This window comes from Collinsella sp. An268 (assembly GCF_002159765.1).
In the GTDB taxonomy this organism is placed as follows: Bacteria; Actinomycetota; Coriobacteriia; order Coriobacteriales; family Coriobacteriaceae; genus Coprousia.
On the sequence record NZ_NFJH01000003.1, the window covers coordinates 1 to 23,401 of the forward strand.

Sequence of the window (23,401 nt, forward strand, 5' to 3'; positions counted from 1 at the left end):
CCCCCCCCCCCCCTTGCGTCCGGGCGCCTCACAAAGGGACAATTGCCCCATCCTCATCTTTCGTTAGAAAGGACCTCTATGCTCATCAGCGAAGCGATCCAGCGCATCAAGGACTACTGCGGCGGCTACGACATGATGGGCGACCGCCCCATCGACGAGGCCACCACGCGCGACAAGGTGCTCTACGGCAACGTTGACCAAGAATGCACGGGTATCGTTACCTGCATCTGGGCAACGACCGACGTCATCCGGCAGGCGCAGGAGCTCGGCGCCAACCTCATCATCCCGCACGAGGCGCTTTTCTGGAACCACGGGGACCATCAGGACGTGGTGGCGGAAAACGCCACATTCCAAGCAAAGCGCAACCTTTTGAACACCTGGGGCGGCGCGGTGTGGCGCTGCCACGACTACATTCACTCCGGCGCGCCGCTGGACGCAGACGGAGCGCTCGCAGACGGCATCTTCTACGGCTTTGCCTGGAAGATGGGCTGGCTCGAGGCGCGCACGGGCGACATCGCGCACAGCATGGACTTTGAGATTCCCGAGACGACCGGCCAGGAGCTCGCCCACGACATTGTGGAGAGGCTCGGCCTTGCGGGCGTGCGCCTGGTGGGCGACCCCAACGCACGCGTGCGGCGCGTGCAGATTCCCATGCACGTCATGGGCGGCCCGCAAGACACGGCGCTCGCCAACGCCACAGACGCCGAGGGCGGGCCTGACTGCCTGCTCGGCATGGAGTTTATCGATTTCACGACCTGTGAGTACATCCGCGACGCCGCCCAGCTCGGGCGCAATAAGTGCGCCATCGTGCTCGGCCACTTCAACCTAGAGGAGCCGGGTATGGAGCACATGGCAACGTGGATCCCTGATGCACTCGGCGCCGACGCCCCGCAGGTGAGCTACGTGTCCGACGGCGATACGTACCACTATGTGACCCCCGCGGAGAAGTAACCGCTCCAGCCTCGCGAAGCCCTGCCAATTCACGCCAGTTCCTCCGCCCCGAGGCGGCGCACCGTACACAACCGCACGGCGCGCCGCCTCGTTTGGTAGTCCGCAATAAAATCGGCGATAATACAGACTATGAAAACGCTGGGGATTCATATCACGGGCATCGTGCAGGGCGTGGGCTTTAGGCCGTTCGTCTACCGCGAGGCGGTCGTGCGCGGTCTTTCGGGCTGGGTGCTCAACGCCGGCGACGGCGTGCATATCGAGGCGCAGGGTGCAGAAGACGCCCTGCGCTCGTTTGTTCACGCGATGCGCTCGGCTGCACCAGCGGCGGCGCGCGTTGAGCAGATCGCTGTCGAGGAGCGCGAAGGACCCTCCGCCGCATTGGTGGCCGGGGCCTTTCGCATCATCGCCTCCGATGCCGCGACCGAGCACACCACGCTCGTCTCGCCCGACATCGCCACCTGCCCCGACTGCCTGCGCGAGCTCTTTGACCCCGCCGACCGGCGCTACCACTACCCCTTCATCAACTGCACCAACTGCGGACCGCGCTACACCATCATCAGGCAGCTCCCCTACGATCGCGCGCAGACGTCGATGGCGGATTTCCCCCTGTGCCCGGCGTGCGCCGCCGAATACGCCGACCCGCTCGACCGGCGCTTCCACGCGCAGCCCAACGCCTGCTTTGCCTGCGGGCCGCACCTCACGTGGCGCTCGCACGGCGATGCTGAGACGCTTATAGGAATCGACCTGGCCGCCAGCGACGACATCATCGAGCGGTGCGCCGAGCGTATCGCCCAAGGCGGCATCGTTGCCATCAAGGGGCTCGGCGGCTTCCATCTCGCGTGCAACGCCGCCGACGAGCGCGCCGTTGCGGAGCTGCGCCGCCGCAAGCGCCGCAGCAACAAGCCGCTTGCCATCATGGTGCGCGACCTTGCGGCCGCCGAGGCGCTCTGCCATGTTGATGGCACCGAGCGCGAGCTGCTCATCGGCACCATCCGCCCCATCGTACTGCTGCGGCGGCGCACAGAGGCCGCGCCGAGCAGCGCACCATGCAACACGGCCACGCTCTGTCCGCAGGTGGCAGGCGACCTTCCCGAACTTGGCGTCATGCTCCCCTACACACCGCTCCAGCACCTTCTGCTCGCCGCCTGCGCGGACCGCGGCGTCCGCTCGCTCGTCATGACGAGCGGCAACGTGAGCGAAGAGCCCATCGAGACCGACGACGCGCTCGCATGGCACCACCTGGTCGAGGGCGGTCTTGCCGACGCACTCCTCGGCAACGACCGCGCCATCCTCTCCCGCTTTGACGACTCCGTGGTGCGCGTGGTGGACGGATCGATTCAGATGGTACGCCGCGCCCGCGGCTACGCCCCGCGGCCCATCGAGCTGCCACCGGTAACGACGGCCCACGGAGCTGATGATGCGGGCACCACAATCCGCAACGCAGCCGGCACCCCTCACGCGCCGCACGACAGGGCGCCCCTTCCCGCCATCCTCTCCTGCGGGCCCGAACAGAAGGCGACGCTCGCCCTCACACGCGAACATGCAGACGGAACGGCCGAGTGCCTCGTCTCGCAGCATATCGGCGACCTTGAGAACGCCGAGACCTTTGACGCCTGGCAGGCGTGCCGCGCGCGCATGCAGGGGCTCTTTGACATCGCGCCGGCGGCGCTTGCCTGCGACCGTCACCCCGGCTATCTCTCCGGCCAGTGGGCGCGCGCCGAAGCGGAGACACACGGCCTGCCGCTGATTGAGGTCCAGCACCACCACGCCCACATCGCAAGCGTCATCGCCGAGGCGGCGGCGCGCGGCGAGGTTGCACCCGATGCGCACGTCATAGGCATCGCGCTCGATGGAACGGGCGCGGGCGACGACGGCACCGTTTGGGGCGGGGAGATTCTCGTCGCAAACCTTACCGGCTTCACGCGCGTCGCGCACCTGCGAACGTGGCGCCTCCCCGGCGGCGGCGCCGCGGTGCGCGACGCCCGACGCTGCGCCTACGGCCTGCTTGACGCCTACGGGCTGCTCGACCATCCCGGCGCGCAACCCCTGCTCGTCACCATGACCGAGCAAGAGCGCTCGGTCACGTCGACCATGGTGGAGCGCGGCATCAACAGCCCGCTCACGAGCAGCATGGGGCGCCTCCTCGATGCGGTCGCCACCCTACTCGGCATCTGCACGCGAGCGACCTACGAGGGCGAGCCCGCCATCGAGCTCGAGGCTGCCGCGTCGCGCTGGGCCGCACGCAACGGCTTCACTTCAGCAACGCAGGTGGCACCCCAAGTGTCCACGCGCGGCGTCGGCACGCTCGGCGACGGCGCAGCGGAGGACCCCGCACCGGACACTTCTGCCCCGCAGATCATCGACTTCTCAAATCTGCTTGCCGCGCTGCTCGACGGCATCGAGCGTGGCGACGACCCGGGCATGCTCGCTCGCACGGCCCACGATGCCGTTGCGCGCACCATAGCGCGTGCTGCCGCGACCATCGCCCAGCGCGAAGGGCTCTCGCACGTCGCGCTCTCGGGCGGCTGCTTCATGAACCGCCTGCTGCTCACGCTCATCAAGCGCAACCTCGAGGCGAACGGTCTCACCGTCCTCGCCCCGCGCGAGACCCCCGTCAACGACGGCTGCATCGCCTACGGCCAGGCCGCCATCGCCCGAGCCCTCCTCGCCCGGTAACGCCGGCCTGCCTGCCAGCGCCCGGCCGTGTACACGGTTGCTCAAACGCTACCGGCGCGGTACCATCCATCCCAGTCCAACCGCGGCACCAAAGCCGCATGCAGAAGCGTCCGCTGCGCTTCAAAAAGGAGGAGCTATGTGCCTCGCCGTTCCCGGCAAGATTCTCGAGATGCGCGATGATGCGCAGGCGACCGTCGACATGATGGGCGCCACGCGCAGCGTCTCGGTACGCCTCACGCCCGACGCCAAGGTCGGCGACTTTGTGCTCGTGCATGCCGGCTTTGCCATCGAGGTCATCGACGCCGAGCAGGCGCGCGAGACCATCGAGGTCCTGCGTGACCTCGAGGAGCTTGAGGCCGAGGAGCTCGCCGGCACGGGCGCCATGACCGCCGCTGCGCCCGCCGGCGCGGAGGCCTAGGCGATGGATGCCCTCGACCCCTCCGCCTTTCGCGACCCGCACCTCGTCCGCGCGCTTCTCGACCATATCCGCGAGACCTTGGGCGACCGCGAGATCAACCTTATGGAGGTCTGCGGCACCCACACCGTGAGCATCGGGCGCTACGGCTTCCGCTCCATCCTGCCCGCGGGGCTGCATCTGCTCTCCGGCCCGGGGTGCCCGGTCTGCGTGACCGCCAACGCCGACATCGACCGCGCCGTCGCGCTCGCGCGAGTGCCGGGCGCCATCATCGCCACCTTCGGCGATATGATCCGCGTGCCCGGCTCCACCTCTTCGCTCGCCGACGAGAAGGCCGCCGGCGCGGACGTACGCGTGGTCTACTCGCCGCTCGACGCCGTGGAGCTTGCGGCGGCAAACCCCGAGCGCGAGGTCATCTTCATGGGTGTGGGCTTTGAGACCACCGCGCCCGCCATCGCGGCGTGCATCCTCGAAGCGGCCGCCCGCGAGCTTGCCAACTTCTCCGTCTTTAGCGTGCACAAGACCACGCCGGCGGCGCTCCTCGCCATCGCGAGCGACCCCGAGACCGCCATCGACGGCTTCATCCTCCCCGGCCACGTCTCCACCATCACGGGGCTCGCCCCGTATCGCTTTTTGGTGAACGAGTTCTCCATCCCAGGCGTTGTCACCGGGTTCGAGCCGGTCGACGTGCTCGAGGGCATCGCCCGGCTCGTCGAGCTCGTCGTCGCCGGGGCCCCCGCCATCGAGAACGCCTACCGGCGCGGCGTCGCCGACGAGGGCAACGCGGTCGCGCGGCGTCTGGTCGAGCAGGTATTCGAACCCTGCGACGCCCCGTGGCGCGGCCTCGGGTGCCTGCCGCACTCCGGCCTCGCCATCCGCGACGCCTTCGCCCGCTTTGACGCCGCACGGCGCTTCCCCGTCGACGTCGAGCCCACACGGGAGCCCGCCGGCTGCCGTTGCGGCGATGTGCTCCGCGGCGTCATCGCGCCCAACGCGTGCCCGCTCTTTGGACGCGCGTGCACGCCGGAAAACCCCGTCGGCCCCTGTATGGTCTCGAGCGAGGGCAGCTGCGCGGCGTATTATAGATTCCGCGACTAGCGCTTGGCGGCAAGCCCCTCCCCTGCGACGGCGATGTCCTCGCCGGGGGCGCGGGGCAAAACCGCCTGCAGGCAACAGGCCAACGCAATGAGAGGAGTGCTCATGCTCAAGTCAAAAGGCCCCTTGGTCTGGATCATCTTGTCGGCCATCATCCTCATCATCGCCCTCGTGCTCTACCTCACCACGGGCAGCACGGAGTGGAGCGGGCACTGGGAGTTTACGTTCTAGCCCGCCCTCGGCAAGCACACGATGCGGCGCACGCCGCAAGAAAGGGGAAGCGCGTGAGCGAATCCGCCGAAACGGTCCTGCTCGGCCACGGGTCGGGCGGGCAGATGATGAAGCGCATTATCGACGACGTCTTCTACGAGGCCTTTGGCACCCCCGAGCTCCTCGCCGGCAACGACGCCGGCGTCGCGGCGCTGGCGCCCACGGGCCGCGTCGCGCTGTCGACCGATAGCTTTGTGGTGACCCCGCACTTCTTCCCCGGCGGCGACATCGGCCGCCTCGCTGTGTGCGGCACCGTCAACGACGTCGCCACCTCCGGGGCGCGCGTGCGCTACCTTTCCTGCGGCTTCATTTTGGAGGAGGGCTTCCCGCTTGCCGACCTGCGGCGCATCTGCGCGAGCATGGCGGAGGCCGCGCGCGAGGCCGGGGTCTCCATCATCACGGGCGACACCAAGGTCGTGGAGCGCGGCGGCGCCGACGGCTTGTACATCAACACCGCCGGCGTGGGCGAGGTACCCCCAGGCGTCGAGCTCTCCGGCGCCGCATGCCGCCCCGGCGACGTGATCCTTTTGTCCGGCACGCTCGGCGACCACGGCATCGCCATCATGAGCCAGCGCGAGGGCCTGGGCTTTGGCACCACCATCCAAAGCGACGCCGCACCCTTAAACCACCTCATCTCTGCCGTCCTTGCGGCGGCGCCGCACACGCGTTGCTTCCGCGACCCCACGCGCGGCGGCCTGGCGAGCACCCTGAACGAGTTCGCCCAAGCGAGCAACGTCTCCATCGAGATCGATGAGGAGGCCGTCCCCGTGGCGGATGCCGTGCGCGGCGCGTGTGAGATGCTCGGCTACGACGTCTTTCAGGTGGCAAACGAGGGCAAGATGGTGGCCGTCGTACCGGCCGAAGAGGCCGACGCCGCCCTTGCCGCCATGCGCGACGCGCCCTATGGCGCCCGCGCCGCCCGCATCGGCCGCGTGAGCGAGCCGCACGAGGGCGCCCACGCCCAGGTGCGCGTTCGCACCGCCTGGGGCTCGACCCGCGTACTCGACATGCTCGTGGGCGAGCAGCTCCCCCGCATCTGCTAAGACGAACCCGGCACCCGCCGGGGAAGGGACCTTGGACCCGCGTCTCCGCGCGCGCCGCCCGCATATTCCCGTGTGCGAAGATGCCACTTTCAATCCGTCTCGGGACCGCGAAAGTGGCATCTTCGCACACGGGAACAAACGGGCCCGGCAAAAGGCCGCGCAATGCACCCGAGAAGAAGGCCAGCCACCGATTGCAACCAAAGGATCGCCATGCCGTACACTACCGTTATATTCGATCTCGACGGAACGCTGCTCGATACGCTCGACGACCTCGCCGCCGCCGGCAACCACGCGTGCGCCGCGCACGGTTGGCCCACGTTCACGCGCGACCAGTACCGCTACAAGGTGGGCAACGGGCAGCCCAAGCTCATCGAGCGCCTCATCCCCGCCGAGTTCGCTGGTGACGGGCGGGTATTTGAGGAAACCATTCACGCGTTTCGCGCCTATTACGATGCGCACAAAGAGGACCACACGGCGCCCTACCCCGGCGTGCCCGAGCTGCTCGACACGCTCCGCGGCGCCGGCATCCGCCTCGCCGTGCTCACCAACAAAGACCACCCCGCCGCCGCACCGCTCGTGGCGCGCTATTTTGGCGAGCGCTTCGACCTCGTGCAGGGTCGCATCGACGCGTTTCCGCCCAAACCGGCGGCACCCATCACGCGGTACGTGCTCGATCAGCTCGACGCCGACCCGTCCCGCACGCTCTACGTAGGCGACAGCAACGTAGATGTCGCAACCGGGCACAATGCGGGACTCGCCGCAGCGGGTGTCGCCTGGGGCTTTCGGGGGCGCGCCGAGCTCGAGCAGGCAGGTGCCGAGTATGTGGTCGACACCCCGGCGGAGCTCGCCGCGCTTATCTTGTAGCGCGCGGCTACGCGCTCAGGCGCCAGCTGGCAAAAGCGCAGATCAGGCCGATGGCAAGCACCGCGAGGGCACCCGATATGTCCACGAGCACGCCGCCGACGCCGCGGCGCTCGCGCCACTCGGTGAGCTCGCCGTGCGTCTTGCCCCACATGCGCCACAAGATGAGGGCAAAGCCCGCAAGACCCACCACGTTCTGCAGGAAGGCCTCGGCGCAGAGAAGGCCGATGAGGTTGCCCACGGCATAACCGCCGTCGCCGTCAGCGTAATGGCGGTATGCGAAGCGCAAGATCCACGCCGCCAGCGGCTGCGCCATGGCAGCGATGAAGCTCACCACAAACCCGGGGTCGGCGCGCATGGCCTCCTCGAGACCCGTGCCGGAAAACGAGGAGTACCCCAAGAGGGCGAACGGGAAGATGACGAGCACGACCTGCACCGTGGTGACGATGCGCTTCGTCAGGCGCTCGCGCGGCGTGTCGAGGTTGCGCGCACTCCGCTTAGCGGCCAGCGCGCGTTCCGACCGGGCGGCCTCGCGCGCCTCAAGCTCTTCGGGCGTGCGCTCGCGGCGGGCGGCAGCCTTCTGCGCCGGCGTCATCTTCTTCTTGCTCATGGCAACCCCTTTGGCTCCTAACTTGTTCGTACATGTTGAGTATACCGTAAAACTGCAGGTTACTCGCGAGATTTTTCAGGCTTCCGGCGAGAGGCTCTCACGCACCGGAGCCACGGCGACGCCATCATAGTTCCGGCAGGTCGAAGAGCCCGCAAAAAAAGCCCCGGCAGTCCTGGAGGCAGGTTCCGGCGGCCGCGTCGCGCCTCCCGGCGCGGCACGGCCGAAAACCCACACCCCCAGAACCAGCCGGGGCCCAGGAGGGGCGTCGGGCACCCCTCCCTACGCGCTTCTGGCGACCCAGCGCTTAGTGCAGCTCGGGCCAGTAGCCCTTGTTGGCCTCGATGAGGTCATCGAGGATGAGCTTGGCGACCTTGGCGGAGGGCACCGTCTTGGAGAGGGTGAGGGCCTGCCACAGCTTCTGGTAGCTCCCCTCGACCCACGCCTGTACGACGAGCTTCTCGACGGAGACCTGCTGCTCCATCATGCCCTTCTGGAACTGCGGGATCGTGCCCTGGCAGATGCGCTCGTAGCCGTTCTTGCCCACGATGCAGGGCACCTCGACCATGGCGGTCGGGTCGAAGTTGAACACCGCGCCCTCGTTGGGGACGATGAGCAGGAAGCGCTCCATGGTGTTCTCGGCGAGCGCGCAGGCGAGGTCCACGATGTAGGTGGCGTGCGCGTCGGCCTCAAAGCCGCAGCCCTTCGCGGTGCCGGCGTCGATGATGCGCTGGCACTCACCGAAGACCTTCTTCTCGCGACCGTCCATGACCTCGTTGGCACGGGTGTACTCGGGGTTGGAGGTCTCGACCACGTAGTCGGGATAGAGGTAGTACTTGAGATAGGTGTTGGGGATGGTATCCGGATCGACGGCGTACACGTCCTTCGCCTTCTCAAACGTATGGATCCAGCTCTCCTCCACGTGCTGGGCGTGCTCGCCCGTAAGCTCGATGCCGTCCATGTAGCCGTTCTTGGCCATGTGGCGCTTGATCTCCGGCATGAGGTCGTTGCCGTCCTTGTCAAAGATCTTGCTCCACCAGCCGAAGTGGTTGAGGCCGTAGTAGCTGTACTGCAGCTCGCGACGGTCGCGCACGCCGCACATGTAGGCCATCTTGTCCATCAGGTCGACGGGCATGTCGCAGATGTTGATGATCTTGCTGTTGGGGCGGAGCACCCGGCAGGCCTCGGCGACGATGGCGGCCGGGTTGGAGTAGTTGAGCATCCAAGCGTCGGGCGAGTACTTCTCCATGTAGTCGAGGATCTCGATGACGCCGCCGATGGAGCGCATGCCGTAGGCGATGCCGCCGGGGCCGCAGGTCTCCTGGCCGAGGACGCCGTACTTCAGCGGGATCTTCTCGTCCTTCTCGCGCATGGCGTAGAGGCCCACGCGGATGTGGGCGAGCACGAAGTCGGTGCCGGTGAAGGCGGTCTCGGGATCGGTGGTGTAGCTGAACTCGATCTCCGGCGCGTTCTCGCGGAAGTAGATCTCGCAGGCGCGGGCCACGATCTCCTGGCGCTCGGCAAAGTTGTCGTAGAACGTGATCTTGTTCACGGGGAAGCGGTCGCGCTCCTCCAGCAGCATGAGGGCGATGCCGGGGGTGAAGGTGGAACCACCACCCGCGATCGTCACAGCGTACGAAGCCTTACCCATGGTTTCCTCCTAACACGGTGCCGCACCTTGCAGGCCCGCTGCGACCTGCGGCATGGCCGCAGCGGGATGGTACCTAGCGATCGGCGCGCTCAGCTGAGGCCGGGGCTCGCGCCAGAGGCTCCGGCAGGCGACTTACTTGAGCAGCTGCTCAAAGGCGTCGCGAACCTTGGGAACCGACAGGCCGACGATGACCTGCATGTTCTTGCCGTTCTTGGCGATGCCGTGCGCACCGATGGCGCGGAAGTTAGCATCGTCGGCAACGAGCGTCTCGTCCTTGACGTTCACGCGCAGACGCGTGGCGCAGTTGGTGACGTCGACGACGTTCTCGGTGCCACCCAGAAGATCGAGGATGTTCTGCGCAAAGATCGCGCGCTCCTCAGCCTTGCTGCCTGCGACCTCCTTGGAGGCGGCGGCGCCACCCTGGGCGGCCTTGTAGTCGGCCTTTGACTTGAGGGAGACCTCGACGTCATCGTCCTCGCGACCAGGGGTCTTGAAGTCGAACTTCAGGATGAGGAAGCGGAAGACCACGACCCAGATGGCGCTGAACACAAGACCGATGCCGATGGAGAGCAGGTACTGGCCGGCATACACGGTGCCGAGCGGCAGGAAGTCCCACGAAGCCATGGAAATGAGGCCGCCGTCGAAGATACCCACCGTGCCCACGAGGTTCTGCACCATGCAGAGCGTGGCGCCGAGAATCGAGTGGACGACAAAGAGCTGAGGCGCGATGAACAGGAACGTGAAGTCGAGGGGCTCGGTGATGCCGCAGAGCATGGCAGTGAGACCGACCGGGATGAGGAGGGTCTTGGTCTCCTTGCGGCGCTCGGGCTTAGCCGTGAGGTAGAAGGCGATGCAGACGCCGAGCGAACCGAAGACCTTCGTCCAGCCGGGGCAGGTGTAGGCAGCCCACGGAGCAACCTCGGCGAGCGGCTCGCCAGAAGCGGCGAGCGTCGGCAGGATGGTGGCCCACTGCGGGTAGATGCCGCCGGAGACGGCCGCATCCGCATAGTAGAACGGCGAGTAGATGAAGTGATGGAGGCCGGTGGGGATGAGGATGCGCTCGAGGAACGCGAAGACCCATACGCCCGCGGCGCCCGTGGACAGGATGAAGCCCTGGAAGAGCTGGATACCGTGCTGGATCGGCGGCCACACCGCGCACGCGATGATGGCGCAGGGCAGCATCACGAAGAACGACACGGCGTACACGAAGACCGATCCGCCGAAGACGCCGAGCCAATCGGGCAGCTCGGTGTCGAAGAACTTGTTGTGAAGCATCACGGAGATGCCGGAGATGATGAGCGCGCCCATCATGCCCATGTCGAGCGTCTTGATGCTCGCGATGGTGGCGAGTCCGGTGCCGCTGGCCGCCTCGACGGAGAAGTCCACGCCAAAGACGCCGCCCCACTGCGACAGGATGGTGTTAACGAAGTAGTTGAACGTGAGGTATGCCGCGAGCGCCTCCATGCAGGCGCGGGCCTGCTGATGCGTGGCGAGCGCGATGGGCAGTGACACGCAGAACAGAAGCGGCATCTGGTTGAAGAGCGTCCAGCCGCCCTGCAGCAGCACGTTCCAGCAGTCGTACCAGGGGTTGCCGGCAGTCGCCATGGCACCGAAGATCGCCTCGGTGGTAAAGAGCGTGCCCAGGCCGACCACGATGCCCGAGAAGGCAAAGAGAATGGCCGGGGTGTACATCGCACCACCGAACTTTTGGATTTTCTGCATCATGACAGAGAACCTCCCTTTCTCCCCGCGAGGACACCAACCGAAGCGCCCCCGCGCGGTGCAGGTCTGAATCCATAAGCAGAAGGCGCGACGCGCCGGCTCGCGCACCTCCCCCTCGGGCGCCATAATACTCCCTACTTGTCTAGACAATCTTATACCTGTCTAGACAAGCGATAAACGGTAGGAATTCACCGGTAAACGGTCGGACCTGTCCCCATCTACTTGGACACAGAACGGCTTCTTGCCTTTCTACCTGAGTTTTTATGCAAGTTAGCTCATATCTCGTAAGATGCACGGGACGCGGTCGCATCTAGATTCCACTCAACGACTTTCGTTGTTCTATCAAAGTTTGTATCTCATCTTGACTAGACAAGTTGAATTGCTTACTCTGTAGCTACTGCAATGCCCGACACCTCGATCGAGGCGCGGCACCCGAGTGCGGAGGGATCCCATGAAAAGCGCGATGTTCTACGGCAAGCACGATCTGCGCATCGAGGAGGCGCCCCGCCCCGCCGTCGGGGCGCACGACGTCCTCATCCAGGTCAAGGCGTGCGGCGTCTGCGGCACCGACGTCCACATCTACGAGGGCGACAAGGGCGCAGCCGACGTGACGCCGCCCACGATTCTGGGACACGAGTTCTCCGGCGTCGTGGCCGAGGTCGGCGCCGATGTCACCGCGTTCGCCCCCGGCGACCGCGTCTGCATCGACCCCAACCACCCCTGCGGCTGCTGCGAGCCCTGCCGCGACGGCATCAACCATTACTGCGAGCATATGACGGGCTACGGCACGACGGTCGACGGCGGCTTTGCCGAGTTCTGCGCGGTCGACGCGCAGCAGGTCTACAAGCTGGGCGACAACACGACGTTTGAGCAGGGCGCCATGACCGAACCGGTCGCCTGCTGCCTGCACGGCATCGACATGTGCAACATCCACCCCGGCAGCTCCGTCGTGGTTATCGGCGGAGGCATGATCGGCCTGCTCATGCTCCAGCTCGCCCGCATCTCCGGCGCCACCAAGGTGGCCCTCCTCGAGCCCGTCGCCGGAAAGCGCGCGGTGGCTGAGAAGTTGGGGGCAGACCTCACCGTCGACTCAATCAACGAGGACCCCGCCGCAAAGCTCGCCGAGGCGGGCTTTGGCAACATCGACGTCGTTATCGAGTGCGTCGGCAAGCCCGTCACCATCGAGCAGGCCATCCGGCTCGCCGGCCACAAGGCGACCGTCATGATGTTCGGCCTCACCAAACCGGACGAGACCATCACCGTCAAGCCCTTCGAGATCTTCCAGAAGGAGCTCGTCCTCACCTCGTCGTATATCAACCCCTACACGCAGCGCCGCGCGCTCGAGCTCATCGACTCGGGTCGCCTCGATGTTTCGAGCATGGTGCACGCCGTGGCAAGTCTGGAGGAGCTGCCCGATATCCTCGGCAAACCAGAACTGCGCGCCTTGGGCAAGTACATCATCTCGCCGGAGAAGTAGCGTCCGGCATCGCACAGGCGGCGCGGAGCCATCTCCCCGGTCATGCTCCGCGCCGCATCCGCCTTAAGCGCAGATCGCTATCTGGCATCCCCATCTGCCGTGCCCCGCCTCCGCGCGGGGCACCCCTTTATTGACGGGCCGCGAGCGACTCACTACCCTGTCACTTGTCTATACTTTTCACCCTCAGAAACGGACGTGACACCCGCTATGTCTAAATCCGTCTATCAAGATATCTATGCCGACATGCAGCAGGCCATCGAACACGGCGACTACCCCTATCAGTCGTATCTGCCCTCCGAGAACGAACTCAAGGAGCTCTACGGCTGCTCGCGCACGACGGTGCGCCGCGCGCTCGCGGCGCTTGCCGCCGAGGGGTACGTTCAGCCGCAGCAGGGGCGCGGTGTGCGCGTCATTCGCGATGTCACCAAGCAACCGCCCCGCGGCATGGACGGCCTCGAGACGTTCAAGGAGATCGCCGCGCGGCGCGGCTTTACCCTCGTCACCCGCGTGAGCGTATTCGAGATGCTAACCGCCGACGAGGCGCTCTCCTCCGTCACCGGGTTTCCCGTGGGCAGCGACCTCACGCGCGTGAAGCGCATCCGCTACGCCGACGGCGTGGGCGTCGGCAGCGACGACAGCTACTACCTGAGCTCGACCGTACCGGGCCTCACGCCGCAGATCGCCGAGGACTCCATCTACCGCTATCTGGAGGAGGACCTCAACATCAAAATCGGCTCAGGCACGCGCGACATCACCATCGAGGGCCCCACCAAAGACGACCTGCTGTGGCTCGATGTCGGCGACTTTGGCGCCGTCGCCGTCGTACGCGGCAAGACCTACCGCATCGACGGCACCCTCATGGAGTACACCGAGACCAAGCAGGTACCCTCCTTTTTCGCGGTGCACGAGACGGTCTTCCGCTCGAGCGCGCCGCGCGGTTAGGCCCGCTTCGCCGCCGGTCCGGTCTCGGGCAGCGGCAGACGATGCTCGCCCGGATGCTCGTTATCGCGGAACTTCCCCGTCATAGCCTCGACCTTGAGGCGGTAGACGGTCGTTGCCGGCACCGTCTTGGGGTTAAAGGGAAAATCGTCCTCGTGGTAGTGGCGCATAAGGATCTTGAGGCCTGCGACCTTCTGGTCGTCGGGCACGATCTCGATCGTGCCGCGGCCGATAACGCTGCGGTACCCCATGGTGCAACTCATGCGCTCGTCGTAGAAGATGAAGCGGTGGTCGCAGTCGACCTCAAACGACGCGCGGGGGTCTTGGGCGATGAGATCGAGCTTCTCGCCGCGGCGCGCGCTGTGAAAGTAGAGGTAGACCTCGTCGCCCTCTACGTCGACGCCAAAGTTGAGCGGCACGATATAGGGGACGCCCGCTGCCGGGTCGTTGAGCGCGATCCGGCAGACGTCGCAGTCGCGCAGGATGGCGAGCTGCTGCTCCCGATCGGTGATTTCGCGGTCCGCACGAATCATGGTTCGGCCTCCTTCTGGGATGATGGACAGTGGGGCACCGTCTCATACGCCGTCTATCATAGCAGGCGCCGGTCCGGACACCTCTAGCAGAGGGCGGGCGAACGCGCCGTGCGCGCCCGCCCGCCGATAGCGTAAGGATGGTGGCAGCTAGCCCCTTTTGGGGTCAGAACGCACCTGCTTAGTGCAGCTCAGGCCAGTAGCCCTTGTTGGCCTCGATGAGGTCGTCCAGGATGAGCTTGGCGACCTTGGCGGAGGGCACCGTCGCGGAGAGGCTGAGCGCCTGCCAGAGCTTCTGGTAGCTCCCCTCGACCCACGCCTGGACGACGAGCTTCTCGACGGAGACCTGCTGCTCGAGCATGCCCTTCTGCCACTGCGGAACCTGGCCCTGGCAGATCTTCTCGTAGCCGTTCTTGCCCACGATGCAGGGCACCTCGACCATGGCGGTCGGGTCGAAGTTCGACACGGCGCCGTCGTTGGGGACGATGAGCAGGAAGCGCTCCATGGTGTTCTCGGCGAGCGCGCAGGCGAGGTCCACGATGTAGGTGGCGTGCGCGTCGGCCTCGAAGCCGCAGCCCTCGGCGGTGCCCTTCTCAATCACCTCGCGGCACGCACCGAAGACGCGCTTCTCGCGGCCGTCCATAACCTCGTTGGCACGGGTGTACTCGGGGTTGGAGGTCTCCACCACGTAATCCGGGAAGACATAGTACTTGAGGTACGTGTTGGGGATGGTGTCGGGGTCAAGCGCGTAGACGTCCTTCGCCTTGCCGAAGGTGTGGATCCAGGACTCGTCGATGTGCTGCTCCTGGCCGGGCTCGTGGCTGATGCCATCGAGGTAACCGTTCTTGGCCATGTGGCGCTTGATCTCCGGCATGAGGTCGTTGCCGTCCTTGTCAAAGATCTTGGTGAACCAACCGTAGTGGTTGAGGCCGTAGTAGCTGTACTGGAGCTCGCGACGGTCCTTGATGCCGCACATCACGGCCATCTTGTCCATCAGGTCGATCGGCATGTCGCAGATGTTGATGATCTTGGAGTTGGGACGCAGCACGCGGCAGGCCTCGGCGACGATGGCGGCCGGGTTGGAGTAGTTGAGCATCCACGCGTCGGGGCTCCACTTCTCCATGTAGTCAAGGATCTCGATGACGCCGCCGATGGAGCGCATGCCGTAGGCGATGCCGCCAGGCCCGCAGGTCTCCTGGCCGAGGACGCCGTACTTCAGCGGGATCTTCTCGTCCTTCTCGCGCATGGCGTACTTACCGACGCGGATGTGGGCGAGCACGAAGTCGATGCCGGTGAAGGCGGTCTCCGGGTCCGTGGTGTAGCTGAACTCGATCTCCGGCGCGTTCTCGCGGAAGTAGATCTCGCAGGCGCGGGCCACGATCTCCTGGCGCTCAGCGTCGTTGTCGTAGAACGTGATCTTGTTCACGGGGAAGCGGTCGTGCTCCTCGAGGAGCATGAGGGCGATACCCGGGGTGAACGTCGATCCGCCGCCTGCGATGGTTACCGCATAGGACTTCTCTGCCATGGTGGATCCTCCTTAGAATCCCGGTCGCGGGGCTTGTGGCTGCGCGCGCACCGCTGCGACCACGGACGGTGCGGCGCGTATATGACACGGGCGGGGGTTGAGAGAGGGTGTACCCCTACCCGAGAATCGGCGCGAGGGCGCGGGCGCCGAGCTCGCGCCCTCACGAAAGGGGACAGATACTACATGAGTTTCTCGAACTCGTCACGGACCTTGGCGACCTTGAGGCCGATGATGATCTGGACGGACTTGCCGCGCTTCATGCAGCCGCTCGTGCCGATGGACTTGAAGTCGGCGTCGTCGGCGACCTTCGTTTCGTCCTTGACGTTCAGGCGCAGGCGAGTCACGCAGTTCGTCACGTCCACGATGTTGTCGGGGCCACCGACGAGCTCCATGCAGGCAGCGGCGGTAACGGCGTAGGGGTTCTCAGCCTCGGCGGCGTCGAGCGCAACCGCGCCGTCGCCCTGCTTGGCCGCACGGTACTCGGCCTTGCTGCGGAACTTGATCTCCTCGTCATCCTCGCGACCAGGGGTCTTGAAGTCGAACTTCAGGATGAGGAAGCGGAACACCACGAACCAGATGAAGGTGAAGACCAGGCCGACACCAAGACCCATGACGTAGGTCATCCAGTGGTTCGCCCACAGCGGGATGAGGTTCAGGCTGGCGATCTCGATGAGGCCACCGGCGAAGACACCCACAACTCCAACAGCGTTCATAGCAACCGCGAGCGTCGCTGCGAGGGCAGCGTGCACGATGAAGAGCGGAGGCGCGATGAAGAGGAACGTGAACTCGATGGGCTCCGTCACGCCGCAGAAGATGGCGGTCAGCGTGATGGGGATGAGCAGGCCAAGCAGCTCCTGGCGCTTCTCGGGCTTAGCTGTGAAGTAGAAGGCGAGCGCGATACCCGGGCAACCGAACATCTTGGACCAGGTGGTGCAGGTGAAGGCCGCGTACGGGGCAAGCTCGGTGAGGGGCTTGGTGGAAGCGGCGATCTCGGGCAGCTGCGTGGCGAAGGCCGCGTAGATGCCGCCGTTCACCACGGCGTTGTCATAGTAGAACGGGCTGTAGAGCAGGTGGTGCAGGCCGAACGGGATGAGGGCGCGCTCGAGGAACGCGAAGATCCACACACCGGGCAGGCCAACGGTCGAGACGAACACCTGGAAGGCGCGGATGCCGTCCTGGACGTGCGGCCAGACGAGGCAGGCGAGAAGCGCGGTCGGCAGCATGACGAAGAACGCGATCATGTAGACGAAGGTCGAGCCCGAGAACACGCCGAGCCACTCGGGCAGCTCCGTGTCGTAGAGCTTGTTGTGGAGCGCGATTACGATGCCGGAGATGGCAAGGGCGCCGATCATGCCCATGTCGAGCGTCTTGATGCTCGCGACCATGGCAAGGCCCGAGGTGCCACCGGTCTCGGCGCTGAAGTCTACGCCAAAGACGCCGCCCCACTGGGAGAGCATGGTGGACACGAAGTAATTGAAGGTGAGATAGGCGACGAGCACTTCCATGCAGCAACGGGCGTTCTGCTTATTGGCGAGGCCAATAGGAAGCGACACGGCGAACAGCAGCGGAAGCTGGTTGAAGACGGTCCAGCCGCCTTGCAGGATGACGTTCCACACGCCGTACCAGAGCGTGTCGGGCGCCGCGAGCGGGCCAAAGATTACCTCAGTGGTAAACAGCGTGCCGAGGCCGATGACCACGCCGGCGAATGCAAACAGCAGCACGGGCGTGAACATGGCTCCGCCGAATTTTTGGATTTTCTGCATCATGGCAGGTAATCCCCTTTCCCCGGTATGCACGACCCAGGCGATGCGTCGTGCATGCAAGCAGATTCTTGCACAAACGCACCGGCTGCGACGTGGCGCCCCGCGGACAGCAGCTTGTCCGTACAAGTTATGATGCCATAATGCCTGTCTTGTACGTACAAGTCAATCTTGTTCGTACATGTTTTTCACATCTCCGGCAAACGGCAGGTTTTCTCCGGCGAACGGCTTTCTACGGCTCCGCAGGGAATCCCGTGCGGGGGCAGCACGCCGAAGCAGCGTGCAAGACGAACGTTTCATCGCGGTTTACGCACCGCACACGTCATTTGACACCGCCCCGCCGTTGCTCCACACTCACTATAAGTTGTACGTACAGGAGGACCCCATGCCTAAAGCCGTCTTTATGGACATCTATCACGACCTGCGCGAGAACATCGAAGATGGCACGTATGGCTACCAGTCGTTCCTGCCCTCCGAGGCGGAGCTCACCCAGCTCTTCAACTGCTCGCGCAGCTCGATCCGCCGCGCGCTCGGCATGCTCGCCCAAGACGGATACGTGCAGGCGCAACAGGGCAAGGGCGTGCGCGTCATACGCAATCCCACCATCACCAACCCCGCGGGCTACAACGGCCTCGAGACCTTCAACGAGCTCGCGCGGCGCCGCGGCTTTGTAGGCGGCACGCAGGTCCTCGTCTGCGAGGAGCTCACCGCCGGCGACGCGCTCGCCGCGCAGACGGGCTTTGAGGTCGGCAGCCGCCTTGCCCACATCTTGAGGGCCCGCACGGCGGACGGCCGCGCCATCTCCACCGACGAGAGCTATTACCTCGCCAGCGAGGTGCCCGGCCTCACGCCCGAGATTGTGAAGAAGTCCGTGTACGAGTATCTCGAAGGGGTGCTCGGCATCAAAATCGCCACCAGCCGCCGCATCATCACCATCGAGGCAGCCACCGAAGCCGATGAGCGCAACATCGACCTCGACGGATTCAACGCGGTGGGTGTCATGCGGTCGCACACCTTTGACGCCGACGGCATCATGATCGAGTACACCGAATCGCGCCAGCGGCCCGGCTTCTTCTCCTACAACGAAACCGCTGTGCGCCCCGTGCGCTAACGGGGCCGCCGGAAAGGGCACGAGGACGAACCGACGCATCCGGAGCCTGCGCCCGCACGCTGGGGACAGGCGGGCGACGCGCCCGCACCGCGCAGCCGCCCGGTATAATAGCCCCACCCGCCCGTGCGGGCCAAGGCAACCGAGGAGCACATGATGGACCCCTTTGACATCGTCCTTATCGCCGCCATCGCCCTCGTGTGGGGGACGGTGCTGTCGAGCATCTGGTACACGCGGCAGGCCGCGCGCAGGGCGCGCGAGGAGCAGGGCCTCCGCGAGCAGGCGGCGCGCGAGCTTGAGGCACAGCGCGCCGAGATCGCCCAGCTGCGCGAGGGACTCGGCCTCTTGATGCAGCGCGCCACCACCGAGGCGGCGCTCGGCCAGCAGCGCTACGACGCCCTCGCGCACGCCGTCGCATCCTCGGGCGAGCGCGCCGACGGCGCCCGCCGCGAGACGACCCAGCAGCTCGACGAGAACCGTCGCGCCCTCGATACGCGGCTCGCGCAGATGACCGAGGCCGTTACCGGCCAGCTCACCGCCGTGCGCGGCAGTCTCGACCGGCAACTCGCCGACATTCGCACCGACACCAACACGCAGCTCGACCGGATGCGCACCACCGTGGACGAAAAGCTGCAAAAGACCCTGAACGACCGCATCACGCAGTCCTTCGCGTTAGTGAACGAGAGTCTCGACAAGGTGGGGCGCGGCCTGGGGGAGATGCAGAGCATCGCGGCCGACGTGGGCGGCCTCAAGCGCGTGCTCGCCGGCGTCAAGACACGCGGCATCTTGGGCGAGGTGCAGCTCGGCGCGATTCTTGCCGAGATGCTCGCCCCCGGGCAGTACGACCGCGACGTGGCGACCGTGCCGGGCAGTGCCAACCGCGTCGAGTTTGCCGTTAAGCTCCCCGGCGACGCGGGGGCGCCCGTCTACCTGCCCATCGATGCGAAGTTTCCCGCCGATACCTACGAGCGCCTGCGCTCGGCACTCGACGCCGGCGACGCGTCCGCCGCCGAGGCCGCCTGGAAGCAGCTCGAGCGGCGCCTCAAGGACGAGGCGAAAGACATCCGCGACAAGTACCTCGCTCCCCCGTCGACCACCACCTTCGGCATCCTCTTCCTCCCCTTCGAGGGGCTCTATGCCGAGGTCGCCGGTCGCCCCGGCCTGCTCGAGGAGCTGCAGCGCACCTATCGCGTCAACGTTGCGGGCCCGAGCACCATGGCGGCGCTCTTGAACAGCCTGCAGATGGGCTTCCAGACGGTGGCGATCCAGCAGCGGGCGAGCGAGATCCAGACGGTGCTCGCCGCCGTCAAGACGGAGTTCGGCACCTATCAGACCATGCTCCGCCAAGCGCAGAAGCAGCTCGGAACCGTGTCCCGCACCGTCGACACCCTCGTGGGGACGCGCTCGCGCGCCATGGAGCGCAAGCTGCGGAGCATCACCGAGCTCGACGACCCCACCGAGGCGGCGCGCATCTTAGGGGTTGCGGACGACGAACCCGCGGACGGCGCACCCGCCAGCAAGGAGAACTGACATGCCACGTGAGACCAATGCCGCAAAGCGCGCCCGCGCCATCGAGGTCTGCGAGCGCCTCAACCGCCGCTACGGACCGGTTGAGTGCTTTCTCGACCATGCCAGCCCCTTCCGGCTCGTCATCGCGGTCCTGCTCTCGGCGCAGACGACCGACGCACAGGTAAACAAGGTCACCCCGGAGCTGTTCCGACGCTGGCCCACGCCCGAGGCGCTCGCCCAGGCGACACCCGCAGAGGTGGGCGAGGTCATCCATTCCCTCGGTTTCTACAAGACCAAGGCGCGCCATGCCGTCGAGTGCGCCCAGATGCTCGTCGCCGATTACGGTGGCGAGGTGCCGGCAGACATGAAGGAGCTCGTGAAGCTGCCCGGCGTGGGGCGCAAGACGGCCAACATCGTCTTGAACGTCGGCTACGGCATCGTGGAGGGCATCGCGGTCGACACCCACGTCAATCGCATCGCCCATCGCTTGATGCTCTCACCCAAGACCCACGCCAAAGAACCGCTCAAAACCGAGCAGGACCTCCTTAAGATCTTGCCGCGCGAATATTGGAGCCAGGTCAACCACCAGTGGATCAGCTTTGGCCGCGAGATTTGCGACGCGCGCTCGCCCCGCTGCGACGTGTGCCCGCTGGCCGACCTCTGCCCGAGCGTCCGCGTGTAACGTCCCCGTCGCGTGCGATGCCCTGCGGACAGCGCCCGCAGGGCATCCTTCGCCCTACTTCCCAAAAGTGTCGAGCCATTCTGTCACCTGCGCCCCCAGCACGGCCACGTGCTCCTGCACGCGTGCGGCGAGGTCTGCCAGAAGCCCACCCAGCTCATCGGGAGAGGCTCCGTTATAGATGCAGGTAAGAAGGTAGCTCGCCACAAACAGGAACACGAGGGCGACGGGGACGAGAAGGATGATGGCAAGGGTGCGCAGCACGACCGCGAGCTTGCGCCGCCGCGTGCGCCGTCTGTCGTAGGCAAGCGCCTCTTGGTACTGCTCTTGCTCGAGAGAATACGAGCGGTCCGGGCGCGCCTGCGCGGACGCCTGTGATGCCGCGGATTTCGCGGCGCCGGATCGCACCGAACGGCGCGCGCCATCCACCTGCCGTCCCGCAGGGCCCGCCGGCGCTGATGCCTCGTTTTGCGCAACGCCGCCCGTCAATCCACCGGGCGCACCCTCAACCACAGGTTGACGGGGCGGTACAAACAACGGCTCGAGCGGCCCTCCCGCAGCGGCCGCCCGGCGCTGAGCGCGCATCTCGTCCGTCTCGATAAACAGGTCCATGACACAACCTCCTCATCAAGAGGAGTGCGGAGACGGAACCCTCAGCATGGACCCCTGAGGGCGCGTTGTCAAGAACCGGTCGGGCGGCGGACGATGGCTGCCGTGCGCGCACCGGCGCGCCGACGGCCCGATACCAATAAGGTCCCGCCCGGAACCTCGGTACCTGCCGCCGACGCTTGCGCGCGGGGTGAAACCGAGACCGGACGGGACCTCCTCAGCCAGTCGGTACTCAGACCTTAGTAGTTAACGACCTGCTCCTCGAAGTAGCTCTGCGGATGAGCGCAGACGGGGCACAGCTGCGGGGCGGTAGGGCCGACGTGCAGATGCCCGCAGTTCAGGCACTTCCACACCTTCACGCCCTCGCGATCGAAGACCTCGCCCTTCTCGACGCGCTCGGCGAGCTTGAGATAGCGCTCCTCGTGCGCCTTCTCGACGGCACCGACGCCACGGAACTTGGCGGCGATCTCCTTGAAGCCCTCCTCGTCGGCGGTCTTGGCGAACTCATCGTACATGGTGGTCCACTCGTAGTTCTCGCCCGCCGCGGCGTCCTTCAGGTTGTCGAGCGTGCCCGGAACCGCACCGCCGTGCAGGTACTTGAACCAGAGCTTCGCGTGCTCGGACTCGTTGAGCGCGGTCTCCATGAAGATGTTCTGGATCTGAACGTAGCCGTCCTTCTTGGCCTGCGAGGCATAGTAGCGATACTTGGTGTGCGCCTGCGACTCGCCGGCAAACGCGGTCTCGAGGTTCTTCTTTGTCTGGGAGTTCTCAAAGTCCATGGGTATCCCTTTCCCTTCTATGAGAACGATACGTCACGCGCAGGCGATGCGCGTATAGCAATGTATACCCAATAACCCCGCCCCACCTCTTATGATTTACGGTCCATAATTGCTACGTAGTTAGCCTCATTTAACGGATGGCCCCGAGAAACGCGCTCACGCACCCGGCATCGCCGGAGCGGATGCACCGGCGCGAAAGGTACCGGGCTCACGCGCCGTGTGCGAACGACATACGCTAGGCGATGGACCAGCGGCCATCTTGCGCGACGCAGAAACCCTCTTGGGCGAGCTTGGCAAGCAGCTCCTCCGCGAGCCCGCGCTCGACGGGACCGCGCCCCGCCTTGGCCTCAAACGCATCGAGCTCCGCCGTCACCTCGGCGGCGGTAAGCCCGCACGCGCCGTCCTCGCGCGCCGCAAGCAGCAGGCGCACCACCTCGGCGCGCTTCTGACGACGCGAGCCCTCAAACGGCTTCTGGCGCACGTGACCGGCGGAACGACGCGACGGGTTGGGGATGGTCTTCTTAAGATACGCGCCGTAATCGAGCAGCGCGTAGTACCAGTTGCGCGGCGTATCGTCAGCATCAAGCGGTGTGGCGAAGGGTGCGACATCATGTGCGGCACCTGGGGCGAGAGGCGCCCCCGCAGAATCCGGAGCGCTTGCCCCGCCATCCTCCCCCGCGGGCGCCGCGGGGCACGTCGCCTCGATAAGCGGAACGAGCTCGCGATCCGGAACGCCCGGCACATCGGGAAAGAAGTGATGCAAAAACACGGTGCGCACGTTGGTCTCGAGATAGACGCCCGGCAGGTCGAAGGCGAAGGCGCGAATCCCCTGCGCCGTTGCGGGCCCGATGCCCGGCAACGAGATGAGATCGGCCGTCGCGGACGGAAACACGCCGTCGAAGCGCTCCATCACCTGGCGCGCCGCCTCGTGCAGGGCGAGCGCGCGGCGGTTGTACCCCATGCCCTGCCACTGGGCGAGCACGTCGGCCACCGGCGCCTCGGAAAGCGCCGCGAGCGACGGGAAGCGCTCGAGCCAGCGCGGCAGGTGCACCTCTACGCGCGGCACCTGCGTCTGCTGGAGCATGACCTCAGAAAGCCAGATGATGTAGGGATCGCGCGTGCGCCGCCACATGAGGTCGCGATAGCGGGCAGTGCCCTCGGCACGCATCAGCTGACGAAACGACGAGACCTCCAT

General features: G+C 65.9%; 21 protein-coding genes. 12 read left to right on the forward strand and 9 right to left on the reverse strand.

Features of this window, described 5'->3' with window-relative positions; all coding sequences use genetic code 11:
- Positions 1-78: 78 nt before the first annotated feature.
- From B5F70_RS03080 to B5F70_RS03105, 7 genes are all read left to right on the forward strand, one after another.
- Positions 79-951 (forward strand): Nif3-like dinuclear metal center hexameric protein, encoded by an 873-nt coding sequence (locus tag B5F70_RS03080; RefSeq protein WP_087204110.1) that lies wholly within the window; start codon positions 79-81, stop codon positions 949-951.
- 129 nt (positions 952-1,080) lie between these two features.
- Positions 1,081-3,627 (forward strand): carbamoyltransferase HypF, encoded by a 2,547-nt coding sequence (locus B5F70_RS03085; protein WP_087204111.1) that lies wholly within the window; start codon positions 1,081-1,083, stop codon positions 3,625-3,627.
- A 136-nt stretch (positions 3,628-3,763) separates the two neighbouring features.
- Positions 3,764-4,045, forward strand: a complete 282-nt coding sequence (locus B5F70_RS03090; protein ID WP_087204112.1) for a HypC/HybG/HupF family hydrogenase formation chaperone — start codon at positions 3,764-3,766, stop codon at positions 4,043-4,045.
- 3 nt (positions 4,046-4,048) lie between these two features.
- Entirely contained in the window at positions 4,049-5,140 is a 1,092-nt protein-coding gene (hypD, locus tag B5F70_RS03095) for a hydrogenase formation protein HypD (protein ID WP_087204113.1), read from the forward strand.
- A gap of 102 nt (positions 5,141-5,242) precedes the next feature.
- Positions 5,243-5,368, forward strand: a complete 126-nt coding sequence (locus B5F70_RS10925; protein WP_256363443.1) for a hypothetical protein — start codon at positions 5,243-5,245, stop codon at positions 5,366-5,368.
- A 53-nt stretch (positions 5,369-5,421) separates the two neighbouring features.
- Complete coding sequence (gene hypE, locus B5F70_RS03100) at positions 5,422-6,450, forward strand: hydrogenase expression/formation protein HypE (RefSeq protein ID WP_256363444.1); 1,029 nt, start codon at positions 5,422-5,424, stop codon at positions 6,448-6,450.
- 210 nt (positions 6,451-6,660) lie between these two features.
- On the forward strand, positions 6,661-7,314 hold the full coding sequence (locus B5F70_RS03105; RefSeq protein WP_206383487.1) for an HAD family hydrolase: 654 nt from the start codon (positions 6,661-6,663) through the stop codon (positions 7,312-7,314).
- Between the two features lie 7 nt (positions 7,315-7,321).
- Here the strand turns inward: B5F70_RS03105 and B5F70_RS03110 are convergent, their stop codons facing one another.
- From B5F70_RS03110 to B5F70_RS03120, 3 genes are all read right to left on the reverse strand, one after another.
- Positions 7,322-7,921, reverse strand: coding sequence for a hypothetical protein (locus B5F70_RS03110; protein WP_087204114.1), 600 nt, complete (start codon positions 7,919-7,921; stop codon positions 7,322-7,324).
- A gap of 304 nt (positions 7,922-8,225) precedes the next feature.
- On the reverse strand, positions 8,226-9,569 hold the full coding sequence (locus tag B5F70_RS03115) for a 6-phospho-alpha-glucosidase (protein WP_087204115.1): 1,344 nt from the start codon (positions 9,567-9,569) through the stop codon (positions 8,226-8,228).
- Positions 9,570-9,701: 132 nt separating this feature from the next.
- Positions 9,702-11,294: an alpha-glucoside-specific PTS transporter subunit IIBC gene (locus B5F70_RS03120; RefSeq protein WP_087204116.1), complete on the reverse strand. Its 1,593-nt coding sequence runs from the start codon at positions 11,292-11,294 to the stop codon at positions 9,702-9,704.
- A 448-nt stretch (positions 11,295-11,742) separates the two neighbouring features.
- Between B5F70_RS03120 and B5F70_RS03125 the strand changes: the two genes are divergently transcribed.
- On the forward strand, positions 11,743-12,768 hold the full coding sequence (locus tag B5F70_RS03125) for a zinc-dependent alcohol dehydrogenase family protein (protein WP_087204117.1): 1,026 nt from the start codon (positions 11,743-11,745) through the stop codon (positions 12,766-12,768).
- A 207-nt stretch (positions 12,769-12,975) separates the two neighbouring features.
- Positions 12,976-13,710, forward strand: a complete 735-nt coding sequence (locus B5F70_RS03130) for a UTRA domain-containing protein (protein ID WP_087204118.1) — start codon at positions 12,976-12,978, stop codon at positions 13,708-13,710.
- On the opposite strand, the gene B5F70_RS03135 is transcribed toward B5F70_RS03130, so the two are convergent.
- The 3 genes from B5F70_RS03135 to B5F70_RS03145 form a co-directional block, all read right to left on the reverse strand.
- The gene (locus B5F70_RS03135; protein WP_087204119.1) at positions 13,707-14,240 is read right to left on the reverse strand and encodes a pyridoxamine 5'-phosphate oxidase family protein; all 534 of its coding nucleotides are present in this window, start codon (positions 14,238-14,240) and stop codon (positions 13,707-13,709) included. The two genes, B5F70_RS03130 and B5F70_RS03135, sit on opposite strands and share 4 nt — an antisense overlap.
- 178 nt (positions 14,241-14,418) lie before the next feature.
- Entirely contained in the window at positions 14,419-15,762 is a 1,344-nt protein-coding gene (locus B5F70_RS03140) for a 6-phospho-alpha-glucosidase (protein ID WP_087204120.1), read from the reverse strand.
- Positions 15,763-15,941: 179 nt separating this feature from the next.
- The gene (locus B5F70_RS03145; protein WP_087204121.1) at positions 15,942-17,528 is read right to left on the reverse strand and encodes an alpha-glucoside-specific PTS transporter subunit IIBC; all 1,587 of its coding nucleotides are present in this window, start codon (positions 17,526-17,528) and stop codon (positions 15,942-15,944) included.
- Between the two features lie 379 nt (positions 17,529-17,907).
- Between B5F70_RS03145 and B5F70_RS03150 the strand changes: the two genes are divergently transcribed.
- From B5F70_RS03150 to nth, 3 genes are all read left to right on the forward strand, one after another.
- A complete protein-coding gene (locus B5F70_RS03150; RefSeq protein ID WP_087204122.1) occupies positions 17,908-18,633 on the forward strand; it encodes a UTRA domain-containing protein in 726 nt (241 codons plus the stop codon).
- A gap of 153 nt (positions 18,634-18,786) precedes the next feature.
- Positions 18,787-20,160, forward strand: a complete 1,374-nt coding sequence (gene rmuC / locus B5F70_RS03155; RefSeq protein ID WP_241145887.1) for a DNA recombination protein RmuC — start codon at positions 18,787-18,789, stop codon at positions 20,158-20,160.
- A gap of 1 nt (position 20,161) precedes the next feature.
- The gene (gene nth / locus B5F70_RS03160; RefSeq protein WP_087204124.1) at positions 20,162-20,821 is read left to right on the forward strand and encodes an endonuclease III; all 660 of its coding nucleotides are present in this window, start codon (positions 20,162-20,164) and stop codon (positions 20,819-20,821) included.
- 54 nt (positions 20,822-20,875) lie between these two features.
- On the opposite strand, the gene B5F70_RS03165 is transcribed toward nth, so the two are convergent.
- From B5F70_RS03165 to B5F70_RS03175, 3 genes are all read right to left on the reverse strand, one after another.
- Positions 20,876-21,430, reverse strand: coding sequence for a hypothetical protein (locus B5F70_RS03165; RefSeq protein ID WP_087204125.1), 555 nt, complete (start codon positions 21,428-21,430; stop codon positions 20,876-20,878).
- Between the two features lie 236 nt (positions 21,431-21,666).
- Positions 21,667-22,206, reverse strand: coding sequence for a rubrerythrin (gene rbr, locus B5F70_RS03170; RefSeq protein WP_087204126.1), 540 nt, complete (start codon positions 22,204-22,206; stop codon positions 21,667-21,669).
- Between the two features lie 235 nt (positions 22,207-22,441).
- Entirely contained in the window at positions 22,442-23,401 is a 960-nt protein-coding gene (locus B5F70_RS03175; protein WP_087204127.1) for an adenine glycosylase, read from the reverse strand.

Coding starts and splice junctions, on each gene's coding strand:
- rmuC (WP_241145887.1), top strand. CDS start 18,787: ATGGACCCCTTTGACATCGTCCTTATCGCCGCCATCGCCCTCGTGTGG.
- B5F70_RS03085 (WP_087204111.1), top strand. CDS start 1,081: ATGAAAACGCTGGGGATTCATATCACGGGCATCGTGCAGGGCGTGGGC.
- B5F70_RS03130 (WP_087204118.1), top strand. CDS start 12,976: ATGTCTAAATCCGTCTATCAAGATATCTATGCCGACATGCAGCAGGCC.
- hypD (WP_087204113.1), top strand. CDS start 4,049: ATGGATGCCCTCGACCCCTCCGCCTTTCGCGACCCGCACCTCGTCCGC.
- nth (WP_087204124.1), top strand. CDS start 20,162: ATGCCACGTGAGACCAATGCCGCAAAGCGCGCCCGCGCCATCGAGGTC.
- B5F70_RS03150 (WP_087204122.1), top strand. CDS start 17,908: ATGCCTAAAGCCGTCTTTATGGACATCTATCACGACCTGCGCGAGAAC.
- B5F70_RS03115 (WP_087204115.1), bottom strand. CDS start 9,569: ATGGGTAAGGCTTCGTACGCTGTGACGATCGCGGGTGGTGGTTCCACC.
- B5F70_RS03175 (WP_087204127.1), bottom strand. CDS start 23,401: ATGGAGGTCTCGTCGTTTCGTCAGCTGATGCGTGCCGAGGGCACTGCC.
- B5F70_RS03080 (WP_087204110.1), top strand. CDS start 79: ATGCTCATCAGCGAAGCGATCCAGCGCATCAAGGACTACTGCGGCGGC.
- B5F70_RS03125 (WP_087204117.1), top strand. CDS start 11,743: ATGAAAAGCGCGATGTTCTACGGCAAGCACGATCTGCGCATCGAGGAG.
- B5F70_RS03120 (WP_087204116.1), bottom strand. CDS start 11,294: ATGATGCAGAAAATCCAAAAGTTCGGTGGTGCGATGTACACCCCGGCC.
- B5F70_RS03090 (WP_087204112.1), top strand. CDS start 3,764: ATGTGCCTCGCCGTTCCCGGCAAGATTCTCGAGATGCGCGATGATGCG.
- B5F70_RS03110 (WP_087204114.1), bottom strand. CDS start 7,921: ATGAGCAAGAAGAAGATGACGCCGGCGCAGAAGGCTGCCGCCCGCCGC.
- B5F70_RS03105 (WP_206383487.1), top strand. CDS start 6,661: ATGCCGTACACTACCGTTATATTCGATCTCGACGGAACGCTGCTCGAT.
- B5F70_RS03145 (WP_087204121.1), bottom strand. CDS start 17,528: ATGATGCAGAAAATCCAAAAATTCGGCGGAGCCATGTTCACGCCCGTG.
- B5F70_RS10925 (WP_256363443.1), top strand. CDS start 5,243: ATGCTCAAGTCAAAAGGCCCCTTGGTCTGGATCATCTTGTCGGCCATC.
- rbr (WP_087204126.1), bottom strand. CDS start 22,206: ATGGACTTTGAGAACTCCCAGACAAAGAAGAACCTCGAGACCGCGTTT.
- B5F70_RS03135 (WP_087204119.1), bottom strand. CDS start 14,240: ATGATTCGTGCGGACCGCGAAATCACCGATCGGGAGCAGCAGCTCGCC.
- B5F70_RS03165 (WP_087204125.1), bottom strand. CDS start 21,430: ATGGACCTGTTTATCGAGACGGACGAGATGCGCGCTCAGCGCCGGGCG.
- B5F70_RS03140 (WP_087204120.1), bottom strand. CDS start 15,762: ATGGCAGAGAAGTCCTATGCGGTAACCATCGCAGGCGGCGGATCGACG.